At 69.0% G+C, this 11,253-nt stretch carries 8 protein-coding genes; 3 read left to right on the forward strand and 5 right to left on the reverse strand.

Translation table 11 applies throughout. From position 1 onward, the window contains the following. Positions 1 to 9: 9 nt before the first annotated feature. From ACWF0M_RS03425 to ACWF0M_RS03435, 3 genes are read right to left on the reverse strand one after another with little or no spacing between them, the layout of a single operon-like run. The gene (locus tag ACWF0M_RS03425) at positions 10 to 1,968 is read right to left on the reverse strand and encodes a hypothetical protein (RefSeq protein ID WP_452234000.1); all 1,959 of its coding nucleotides are present in this window, start codon (positions 1,966 to 1,968) and stop codon (positions 10 to 12) included. A gap of 2 nt (positions 1,969 to 1,970) precedes the next feature. Next, entirely contained in the window at positions 1,971 to 3,368 is a 1,398-nt protein-coding gene (locus ACWF0M_RS03430; RefSeq protein WP_452234001.1) for an ATP-binding protein, read from the reverse strand. 45 nt (positions 3,369 to 3,413) lie between these two features. Beyond that, positions 3,414 to 4,691, reverse strand: a complete 1,278-nt coding sequence (locus tag ACWF0M_RS03435; RefSeq protein ID WP_452234002.1) for a serine hydrolase domain-containing protein — start codon at positions 4,689 to 4,691, stop codon at positions 3,414 to 3,416. Between the two features lie 135 nt (positions 4,692 to 4,826). Between ACWF0M_RS03435 and mug the strand changes: the two genes are divergently transcribed. Next, on the forward strand, positions 4,827 to 5,327 hold the full coding sequence (gene mug, locus ACWF0M_RS03440) for a G/U mismatch-specific DNA glycosylase (protein WP_452234003.1): 501 nt from the start codon (positions 4,827 to 4,829) through the stop codon (positions 5,325 to 5,327). Here mug and ACWF0M_RS03445 read toward each other — a convergent pair. Next, positions 5,320 to 6,249 carry an alpha/beta hydrolase gene (locus tag ACWF0M_RS03445; protein ID WP_452234004.1) on the reverse strand — a complete coding sequence of 310 codons (930 nt, stop codon included), beginning with the start codon at positions 6,247 to 6,249 and terminating at the stop codon, positions 5,320 to 5,322. The two genes, mug and ACWF0M_RS03445, sit on opposite strands and share 8 nt — an antisense overlap. 119 nt (positions 6,250 to 6,368) lie before the next feature. Here ACWF0M_RS03445 and ACWF0M_RS03450 point away from each other — a divergent pair, with 119 nt between their 5' ends. Together ACWF0M_RS03450 and ACWF0M_RS03455 are read left to right on the forward strand one after the other, a co-directional pair. Next, positions 6,369 to 6,941, forward strand: coding sequence for a TetR/AcrR family transcriptional regulator (locus ACWF0M_RS03450; RefSeq protein WP_452234005.1), 573 nt, complete (start codon positions 6,369 to 6,371; stop codon positions 6,939 to 6,941). Positions 6,942 to 6,967: 26 nt separating this feature from the next. Beyond that, on the forward strand, positions 6,968 to 10,240 hold the full coding sequence (locus ACWF0M_RS03455; protein ID WP_452234006.1) for a hypothetical protein: 3,273 nt from the start codon (positions 6,968 to 6,970) through the stop codon (positions 10,238 to 10,240). A gap of 3 nt (positions 10,241 to 10,243) precedes the next feature. On the opposite strand, the gene ligD is transcribed toward ACWF0M_RS03455, so the two are convergent. Next, positions 10,244 to 11,212, reverse strand: coding sequence for a non-homologous end-joining DNA ligase (gene ligD / locus ACWF0M_RS03460; protein ID WP_452234007.1), 969 nt, complete (start codon positions 11,210 to 11,212; stop codon positions 10,244 to 10,246). Positions 11,213 to 11,253: the final 41 nt, after the last annotated feature.

Here is an 11,253-nt window from a genome sequence, read left to right on the forward strand (position 1 = left end):
CAGTCAGCTTTAGAGCTTGCGGCGGGTGCGGAGGTAGTCGCCTACTACAGCCGCGCCTAGGCCGTCGGCGTCGGGCGCGAGGACGCGGCCGCCACTGCGGCGGGCCAGTAGGTCTACGAACGCGTGGAGGCGCGGGTCGTCGCCTAGGCGGAAGACGGTCAGGGAGGCGCCGAGTTTGGCCAGGCGGTCTACCTCGAAGATCGTCTTGCGGAGGGTGGCCGCCTCGGGTGGGTACGAGAACTCGGCCGTGCCGTCGGGCTCCAGGTGGGCGGTCGGTTCCCCGTCCGTCACCATCAGTACGACGGGCTGTGCGTCCGGGTGCCGCCGCAGATGACGCCCGGCGAGGAGCAGCGCGTGGTGCGCATTGGTGCCCTGCTCCCACGTGCCTTCCATCCCGATCAGCTGGGGCAGCTCGACAACCCCGGCGTACCGGCCGAACGTGATCAGCTGCAGCGCGTCGTTCCGGTACCGCGTCGAGATCAGCTGATGCAACGCGAGCGCGGTCCGCTTCATCGGCAGCCAGCGCCCCTCCTGCACCATCGACCACGACGTGTCGACGAGCAACGCCACGGCCGCCCGGGCCCGATGCTCGGTCTCCGCGATCTCCACGTCCGCCACATCAAGCTTGACGGACCCATCGAGCGACGAGCTCCGCAGTACGGCGTTCCGCACCGTCCTCGGCACGTCCCACGGCTGGGTGTCCCCGAACTGCCACGGGCGCGACGATCCACTCAGCTCACCGGCCGCACCCGCGTTGGCCGCGTCCCGTTCACCTGATCCTCGAGCGGTCCGCAGTACGTCGGCCAACGCCGTCTGACCGAGCTGACGCAACGCCTTCGGCGACAACCGCAGCGAACCGTCGGGCGCCCGCTCGATCAGGCCCTGATCACGCAACTGCCGCTCCAGCTCACTCAGCCGACGCGCGTCGACCGTCGCCTCGTCACCCAGCTGACGGGTGAGCGCGTCGAGGTCGATGTCCTCGAGCCGCGCCCCCGGATACGACTGCGCCAACTGCTCGGCCAGCGCATCCAGTTCCGCGAGGTCGGACATCGCCTGAGCACCCTCGGCGAGACCGAGCGGATCGTCACCGCGCATCTGCTCCGACCCGTACCAGTCCTCCCCCGGCCGCAGCGACTGCAGCTGAGCATCCAGCTGCGCCAACTGCTGCGCGAGTTGCGGACTGCCGAACGCCTGCTGCGAAAGCTCCGCCAGCTCGGCGCGCTGTTCGGGCGTCATCGAGTTGAGCATCCGTTGCGCGGCGGCCGCCCGTTGCGCGAGTACGTCGATCAGTTCGTCGACGTTCTGCGGATTCTCCGGGAAGAACTCGCCGTGGTTGGCCATGAACTCCTCGAAGAGTTCGGGCACCTCGGGCAGCCCCTGCGCATGCGCCGCGAGCAGGGCGTTGAGGTCGGTCAGCATCTCGTTGATCGCCTCGACGTCCTCAGGCGTGGTCTGCTGCAGCGCCTCCTTCATGCCCTCGAACCGCGAACCGAGCAGCTCCCGCCCGAGCAGTTCGCGGATTTCTTCGTACTTCGCTCGCGCGTCCGACGACTCCCACTGGTAGTTCGCCAGCTCCCGTACGGCGGCCGCCGTACCGGAGGGGAGCGCGTCGAGCTCGGCCTCCTTGAACCGCGCGTCGTCGGACGGGTTCGGGAACAGCTCACGCCGCTCCGCTTCGAGCGCCTCGTTCAGCAGGCGCTGGACGTCCTGCAGGGTGCCGTCGAGGTTGTGCCGCCGCTGGATCTCGCGGCGGCGCTCCCACAACCGCCGGGACAGGTCGTCCAGGCCCTGGGTGTTCCGGGTGCCGCGCCGGAGCAGCTCCTCCAGCGCGGACCGCGGCGACGACCCGTTCATCACGTCCCGGCCGATCTCGTCCAGCGCATCCCGCAGGTCAGCGGGCGCCTTCAGAGGATCCGGCCCGTCGTGCCACGGACCGTAGGACCAGCCTTCCGGAATCGATGCCGACATGGTCAGGACCCGTAGACCGTGGTGTCGTCGTCGGCGTCCTTGGCGACGCGTTTGGACAGGTACAGCATTTCCAGGGCGAGTTCGATCGCGGCGGCGATCCGTCCGGACGAGTCGTCGGGCTCGACGCCGGCGCGGGCGGCGACGTCGTGCAGGACGGGCAGCTCCGGCAGCGCGGCCAGCACGTCCCGGCCGGGCACCCGCTCCCCCGTCGTCACAAGGTTGCCATCGGCAACAGCGTGCGCGAGCGGGGTCAGGTCGAGTCCGGCGAAACGCTCGCGTGCGGTGTCGGCTACCGACCGGCGCAGCAGGTACTCGAGCAGCTCGATCTCGCGCCCTTCCTCACCCGGCTCGAACTCGAGCTTGCCCCGCAGTACGGCGGGCACCGCCTCGAGGTCCACCGGGCGCGCCACGGCGGGCTCCTCGCCCGTGATCGCCGACCGACGCAGCGCCGCGGCGGCGATCGTCTCGGCCGCTGCGACCGCGAACCGAGCGGAAACCCCGGACCGCTGGTCGATCGACGTCGACTCGCGCAGGTGCCGGACGAACCGGGCCAGCACCTCCAGCAACGGCTCGCCGACCTCGGCGGTGAACTCGGCCTCCTGCCGGATCACGTCCACCTCGGCGTCGATGTCGAGCGGGTAATGGGTCCGGACCTCGGCGCCGAAGCGGTCCTTCAGCGGCGTGATGATCCGGCCGCGGTTGGTGTAGTCCTCGGGGTTGGCCGTTGCCACCAGCAACACGTCGAGCGGCAGCCGGAGCGTGTACCCGCGGACCTGGATGTCGCGCTCCTCCATCACGTTCAGCAACGCGACCTGGATGCGCTCGGCGAGGTCGGGCAGCTCGTTGATCGCGACGATGCCGCGGTGCGCCCGCGGGACCAGCCCGAAGTGGATGGTCTCCGGGTCGCCGAGACTGCGGCCCTCGGCAACCTTCACCGGGTCCACGTCACCGATCAGGTCACCGACCGACGTGTCCGGGGTCGCGAGCTTCTCGGCGTACCGCAGGCTGCGGTGCAGCCAGGCGACCGGCAGGTCGTCGCCGAGTTCGGCGGCACGCCGGATCGAGGCCGGCGTGATCGGGTCGAGCGGATGCTCGGGCAGCTCCGCGCCCTCGATCACCGGGGTCCACTCGTCGAGCAGACCGACCAGGGTGCGCAGCAGGCGCGTCTTGCCCTGACCGCGCTCACCGAGCAGTACGACGTCGTGCCCCGCGAGCAGGGCGCGTTCGAGTTGCGGAATCACCGTGCGGGTGAAACCGACGATGCCGGGCCACGGGTCACGCCCGTCCCGGAGTGCTTTCAGCAGGTTGTCACGGATCTCGGCCTTGATCGACCGGGGAAGATATCCGGCGGCCCGGAGGTCACCGGCTTTACGAGGGAGTTCAGCAGGTGCACTAGTCACGTGTGAGACGTTAGCTCGCTCACCCCAAAATGCACCTCAAATATCTCACCGCCTGGGCGTTACCCGTCCTGAGGTGAACACGTGAGTCGGGGTGAACGTGACCGGCACCCACGGGTGCGCCGGCGACTCGCGCGTGACGAAATGGTCACCGTCGGCCGGTTCGGTCGGGCGCAACTCGTACTCGTGCACCGGATCGTCGGAGAACAGCAGGCGATCGCCCGTCGCGGAATAGACCATTACCAGTTCGTCGTCACGCTTCGCGACGTCGAGCCGGACGCTGGCGCGCTCGTACACCCCGGTATGACGGTCGTCGACGGGTACGTCGATCGGCTGCGGCGCGGGCGGATGCGCGACCCCGACGTACTCCGTGAAGACCTCGGTGGCGAGCGGCTCGAAGAGGCGGGTGCCGTTTCCGGAGTTGGTCAGCAGGCACATCGCCAACCGGGCCTCCGGATCGATCCGCAGGAAGGCAAGCTGCGAGATCGTCGACCCGTCGTGCCCGAACAGGCGGCGGCCGCCCCAGTCGTAGATCCGCCACGTCAGGCCGAGGTCGACGAAGCCGCCGATGCCGGCCGCGAACGGGACCTGCGGCTCCTGCATGACCGCGTACCGCTCGTCGGTCAGGTGCATCCGGGCGAACTCGAGCAGGTCGCTGGCACTCGCGGTGATCGTCCCAGCAGGGCCGATGCTGCGCGGGAGTTGCCATGTCTTGACCCGCGAACCGTCCGTCGCCAGGTGACCGACTGCGGCGCGTTCCAGGATCGCCTCTTCCGGCAGCGTGACCGTGTGGGTCAGGTCGAGCGGCTCGACCAGACGGGCCTTCAGTGATTCGTCCCAGGTCCGGCCGTCGAGGACCTCGATCAGCCGGCCGAGCAGGATGAATCCGGCATTGCAGTACGAGTACGCCGTACCGGGCTCGAACAGCTGGTCCACGTTCGCGAGCAGAGCGACGTACCGCTGCAGGCAGTCGTCGCCGCGACCGGTGTCGGTGAACAGGTCGCCGTCGATGCCACTGGTATGGGTCAGCAGGTGACCGACCGTGATCCGCGGGTCGACAGGTGCCTCGGGCAACAACTTGACGATCGGGTCGTCCAGCCGCAACCGGCCCTCGACGGCGAGCTGGACGATCATCGACGCGGTCCACGGTTTGCTGACCGAGCCGATCTGGAACAGCGAGTCGGCGGTGGTCTCGACGCCGGTCGTGGCGTTCAGGACGCCGTACGGCGCGATCGTCGTCTCACCGTCGTGCCAGATCCCGAGCACCGCACCGGTCACCTCACCCGCCACCGCCAACTCGTTCAACCGCGCAGCCCAGTCAGCCATGCCCCCAACCTACGTCGGCACGACGTCGCTAACGACAGGAGGTAGTGGCGTCACACGGGATGGCCGGCGCGGGCGTCAGGCGTGGACCTGGGCGGCCGCGACCACTACCTCCTGTCGTTAGCTACGGTGTTCCCCGTGGACGGCATTCCGGATGTGATCGGGACTGGGTTGCGGGTGTTGTTCTGTGGGATCAACCCGGGGCTGATGTCGGCGGAGACCGGGTATCACTTCGCGCGGCCGGGGAACCGGTTCTGGCCGGCGTTGCACCTGAGCGGATTCACGCCCCGTCAGCTGCGGCCGGACGAGCAGCGGGAGTTGCTGACGTACCGGCTCGGGATCACCAACGTGGTCGACCGACCGTCGGCGAAGGCGGCCGAGTTGTCGCGGGCCGAGCTCGAGGCGGGCGGCGAGAACCTCGTGAAGAAGGTGCTCGACGTCCAGCCCGAGTGGCTCGCGGTCCTAGGCGTCACGGCGTACCGCGACGCCTTCGCGGACCGCACAGCAGCAGTGGGCAAACAGGACCGAACGATCGGCGCGACCCGCGTCTGGGTCCTACCAAATCCAAGCGGCCTGAACGCCCACTACACGCTGCCAAAGCTCGCCGCCGCCTTCGCGGAGCTCGAACGGGTCAGTTGAGCGCCTTGCGTAGGGTTGTGATTGCTAGGTCGATTGCGGCGTTGGCTGCGCGGGTATCGCGCAGCGCGTCGAGCATTACGAAGTCGTGGATTATTGCGGCGAAGCGGACGGCGGTTGTCGGTACGCCGGCCTCGAGGAGTTTGGCGGCGTACGCCTCGCCCTCGTCTCGCAGTACGTCGGCCTGGCCGGTGATGACCAGCGCCGGCGGCAGGCCCGTCAGCTGCTCGGTTGTTGCGCGCAGCGGCGACGCGGTGATCTGGTTCCGCTCGTTCTCGTCGGTCGTGTACTGGTCCCAGAACCACTTCATCCCGTCCAGCTGCAGGAAGTAGCCCTCGGCGAACTCCTTGTACGACGCGGTGTCGAACGAAGCGTCCGTGACCGGGTAGAACAGCACCTGCTGGACGAACTTCACGTCCCCGCGCTCCTTCGCGAGCAGCGTGAGCGCGGCCGTCATGTTCCCGCCGACCGAGTCGCCGGCGATCGCCAGCCGCTGCGCGTCCAGACCGTGGTCCTTGCCTGAGGCAATGATCCAACGGGCGACCGCGTAGTTCTGCTCGAGCGCGTGCGGGTACCGCGCCTCCGGCGACAGGTCGTACTCCGGGAACACCACCGCGGCGCCCGCGCCGACGGCGAGCTCCCGAACCAGCCGGTCGTGGGTGTGCGCGTTGCCGAACACCCAGCCCGCGCCGTGGATGTAGAGGATCACAGGCAGTACGCCGGTGGCGCCCTGGGGCTTGACGATGCGGGCCTTGGTGCCGTCCGCGGCAGTCACCCACTCCTCGTCGACCGGGAGCTTCGGGTAGTCGGTGGTCTGTACCTCGTCGACGGCCTTGCGGCCCTCTTCGGGCGTCAGCTGGAACAGGTACGGCGGCTTGGCGGTCGCGTCGGCGAAGGCCTGGGCAGCGGGCTCCAGAACGGTCATCTGAATCATCCTCCTGGCTGGGATTGTCGGTGAGAACGCTCGTTCTCTCCGGTGTTTGCTACTCTAGGAGAACGATGGTTCTCCGCGCAAGGTGGCGCGGGTCACACTGGAGGCGAGAGATGGTGCTGGACACGGCGACGGCACGGCAGCAAGTGCTCGACGCGGCCGACGACTTGTTCTACGAGCGCGGCGTGCAGTCGGTCGGCATGGACGCGATCCGGACGGCGTCCGGGGTGTCGCTGAAGCGGCTCTACCAGCTGTTCCCGTCGAAGGAGACCTTGGTCGAGGCGTACCTGGACCGCCGGGAGATCCTCTGGCAGACGATGCTCGCCGACCATGTCGAGGCGCAGACCGATCCGCGCAAGCGCATCCTCGCGGTGTTCGACTTCCTCTACGCCTGGTCGAGCCAGCGCGACTACCGCGGCTGCGCGTTCATCAACGCGTTCGGTGAGCTCGGCGCCGTGTCGCCACGGGTCGCCGAGATGGCGCTGCGGCACAAGGAAGGCTTCCGGCAGGCCCTCACCCAGCTCGCCCGCGAGGCCGGCTCCGACGATCCCGACCGGCTCGCCGACCACTTGATCCTGCTCAGCGAGGGCGCGATCACCCGCGCCGCGATCTCCGGTTCGGCCGACCCCGCTCTGAGCGCCCGGGAGGCCGCGACGATGATCCTGGACGCCTCACTGAAGAGCTGACACCTCCTATTGGGCAGGATGGGCTCATGCGTCTGCCCGAGCTGCTGCGATCGATCGACGGACTCTCGTACGGACAGCGCGTACGCCTGCTCGCCGACCAGGCGCCGCAGTTGGTGAGTCTCCTCGACGACCTGGGTCGAGGTAGCGCCTTCGAACGCGTCCTCGGTCTCCAGATCGCCGAGGTCACCCACGAGGCGACGTACGTCAGCCGGATGCTTCGGGACCCGGATCCGGCTGTGCAGAGGCGGGCGCTCGCGGCGGTCGCTCGCGGGGTGCCTGTCGCGGACGACGACCTGCGGATCGTGTACGACGACGCGCCCGCGGCACTGCGCTCGAAGCTGGTGGCGCTGGTACGTCGGCAGCGGCGCGAGCATCTCGCCGTACGGCTGATCGACGAGCACCGGGCGCGCTGGGGTGATGTGGCGGCGACCGGTCTGCTCGACGCGACCGATCACGCGACTGTGGCGCGGCTGCTGCCTGAGCTGGCGTACTGCGTGACGCCTGGTGGCTGGCGTCAGCTCGCGAAGCATCATCCGGACGAGGTACTCGCCTTTGCTCGCCAGACGCTCCCGGCCAACGACGAGTGGTGGCAGAGCGTCGGCCACGGCGTCACTGCATCGCTAGAGCACGCACCGGACGTGGTGCTGGAGCTGATCAAGGATGCGGTGCCTGCGCACGACCTGCCCGTCGCAGTGCTCGACATCATCGGTCAGCTCACGGATCGGGACTCGACGGGCGTACTGGAGCTGCTGCTCGCACCCGACCGGCGCGGGGTGGTGACGCGGGCGCTGACCCCAGCGTTCCGGCGCCGCCTGCACAGGTACTCCGACGACGAGCTCATCACGCTCGGACGGATTCTCTGGCCGGCCACCTTCCTCGACACACTGCCTCCGTCACGGCGGGCGGTCGTCTTCGCGGCCGTGACGCAGTACGTCGACCTCAGTCAGACGCAGCTGAGTACGGAGCTTCTCCAGGCGCTGCCACACACTGTGCGCGCTGAGCAGGCACGTCGGATGCTGGCGATCAGTGAAGACGCGTGGTGGCGGCGCAGCATCGCTAGTCACCTCCCGTTCGACGAGGCCTTCGCACTCCTCGAACCCGATGTGAGCGAGCCAGACGCCGCAGTGCGCAGCTCGGTCTACCAGGGGATCATTCAGTCGGCCGGCTACGGCAGGCGGCCGGAGCATGTCGTGCAGGCTGTCGCGTGGGCGGCGGGGCGGATCCGCAACGACCAGGACACCGTGCGGCTCAACGCCGTACAGGCTGTCGCGGAGCTTCCGCAGTCGCTGTTGACCGATGCGCTGACCGAGTCGCTGGACACGTTGCTCACCGATGCGCTGGCAGCACGAGACACCTCGGGGGCGACACGGCATGCCCTGACGCAGCTGGCCGAGGACGCGGTCGTACAAGGCGTCTTGGGCGACCGAAACGCCCTGATGGACTGGGGCCTGCAGGCGCACGCGCGGCTGTCGGAGAACCACGGCCGGATCGACCTCGATCCCCTGGTCGACCGGCTGCCACGTGGACGAGAAGCCGACGTGTACGAGGCGCTGCGGCCCGCGATCCAGGCCGCGGCCAAGCGCGACGAATTCTCGCTGGCGTTCACGGTGGCCGCTGCGCTGGGCCGCCGCAGCTGGTCGACGGATCACCTCGACAGTGTGCTCGAGCAGGCGGTCTGGTCGGACCAGGAGTACACATCCGACCAGGCCTGCAGATACTGGCTGGAAGCGCCGCGGACCCGGTACGACCGTCTCCGTCAGATCGTCGAGCGGGACGTGACCATGGCCCGCTGGCAGCCGGTGTGGTGGCTGGTCACCGAGCACTACACCGACCTGCTCGACCCGGTCCTCGCCGCGGCGGATCGGATTCGCCGCTTCGATCGCAACAGCACCTCCTGGCAGGTGCCCGACTACGCCATCCGCCGCTGGTTGCCGCGACAGCAGGCTCGGTACGCCGATCTGCTCGTCCAAGCGGCCCGTGACGACCGCATGCACACGTGGTACCGGGCGTTGGCGGTGCGGACGCTCGGACGCGTACCGGTCGCGGGCAGGGCTGCGTTGGACGAGTTCCTCGGGAGTTCCGACGTACTGCTGCAGGAGGCCGCGCTGGCTGCGTTGGCGTGGACAGAGCGACCTGACCTCGCGATGCCGTTGCTGCTTGCGCATGCGGGTGACGATCGGGCGCGGGTCGCTGTGTACTCGGCTGCACGGGCTGCGCGGTACGTTCGGCCCAGTCTCCTGCCCGGGCTGCTGCAGCCGGTGCTGTCCGGTGGCCGCGTCAAGGTCACGTCGCGGAAGGAGGCCGTGCGGCTGCTGGGTGAGCTACGAGCGCCTGGAGCTAGCGCCGTACTGACGGAGACGTGGGCCGGAGCGCATCGGGACGTGCGGGCCGCTATCGCGCGCACCGTGTCGCAGTACCTCCTGTACGACCCTGCGGCGTGGGCAGTGCTGGAGCAGGCTGTGCATGACTCACCGGCAACTGCGAAGGCATTGACGGTACGGCGCGCGTACGACGTACCTGTGGGGTACCGGGCGCGGTACGCCGACCTGTTGATCGCTGTGACGAGTCGTAGCGAGCCTGACGTTGTTGGGCCGGCGTTGCTCGCGTTGCGGGGCTGGGCGCGGTACAACCCGGCTGCGACTCGGGTCTGCGCGGACTTCATCACCCGGCTGTCGCTGCGCAATCGGGTATGGCGGGACGCGGTCACTGCACTCGTCTCGTTCGTCGCGACGGATGCGCCGGCCGGGCTGGATGAGGTGGTTGAGGTCGCTCGGCTGCTCGTGCGGTCGGAGGCGAATCCCGCACTGCCGAACGCGTTGCCGGATCGGGATCACCCGGCGCGGCAGCGGCTCACGTATCTGGTGAGCCAGCTGGCTGCGCAGTTCAGCGGCCGCTCGGCTGCGGACCGTCGGTACCTGCGCGTGGTTGCGGACGAGCTGACCGGCTCGGACTTCCTCGAGCTCCGGCTGCAGCTGCTGGTGCACTCGCAGCGGGCCGACGAGCTTCGGGATCTGGTCCGCGATGATCCGTTGGCCGCGCTGAGGGCCGCCGACCTCGTCTCCGCCCGCCTGTCCGCGACCGAGTCGACCTGGACGCCTGCAGACCTGCTGCCGGTGGCCGATTCGCTCGTTCACTCCCCTGACTTGGCATCCGGGTTGTTGGCCCATGCGCTCGTGAGCGCTGCGGCGCCGCGGGCCGGGTGGTCCGCGGAGTGGCGCGAGCTGTTGGTTGCCCTCCGCAACCACCCGTCTCCCGCCGTTCGCCGCCGCGGCCTCGACCTGACAACCGCCACGGAGTAGCAGCTAGTTCTGCTCCTCGGCCTCGCGGGCGCGTTTGCGGCGTTTGCCTTCGTGCATGGCGACGACGCGGGCGATGGGTATGGCGCGGCCTTCTTCCAGTAGATCCTCGGGAAGGGATTGCGGGGCGGGGAGCTGTTCGGCCCATGGGTCGCGGTCGCCGACGAGGGCCGGCGCATTGCGGACGGTGAAGTCGCGCGGCGTCACGCTCTCCAGGTCATCCCAGCCGACCGGGAACGACACCGTCGTACCGGGCCGGACGCGCGGGCTGTACGCCGCGACGACCGTCGCACCACCCGACCGCGTGGAGTCGACGAACACCTTCCCGTGCCGGTCCTCCTTGATGTACGCCGTGGTCGCGATCGACGGATCGATCTTCTCGGCTCGCGCCGCGATCGCCCGTGTGGCGGCCGCGGCGTCCTCGATCGTCACCGTGTCGACGATCGGCACGATCACGTGTACACCTTTCGCGCCACTCGTCTTGACCGCGCCGGACAGACCGCAGTCGGTCAGCGCCTGCCGTACCAGCAGCGCAGCCTGCACCGCCATCGAGAACGTCGCGCCCTCCGGCGGGTCGAGATCGAGCACGAGATGCGTGACGCGGTCCCAGCGATCGGCGCGCATCAACGTCGGGTGGTACTCCACCGCGCGCTGGTTCGCGAACCACAGCAACGTCCGGCGGTCGTCGCACAACGCGTACGACACCTGGCGTTTCGACGCCTCCGCCCAGACCTGCACGGTCTTCACCCAGTCCGGGGTGTACTTCGGGACGTTCTTCTGCATGAACTTCGGCTGCCCCGGCCGGATCCGCACGACCGACAACGGCCGCTCCCGCAGCTCCGGCACGATCCGCTCGTGCACCGCGTCCAGGTAGTCGACGAGATCCCGCTTCCGCGCATCGGCCCCGTCGAACAACGGCTGATCCAGATTGGTCAGGTCAACGCCGTCCCGCGTCTCATCCGGCTTGCTCGCCATCCCCCGAGCTTAAACCCGCCACCCGTCACACAACCCACCAT

The sequence above is a fragment of the Kribbella sp. NPDC055110 genome, from assembly GCF_053607525.1.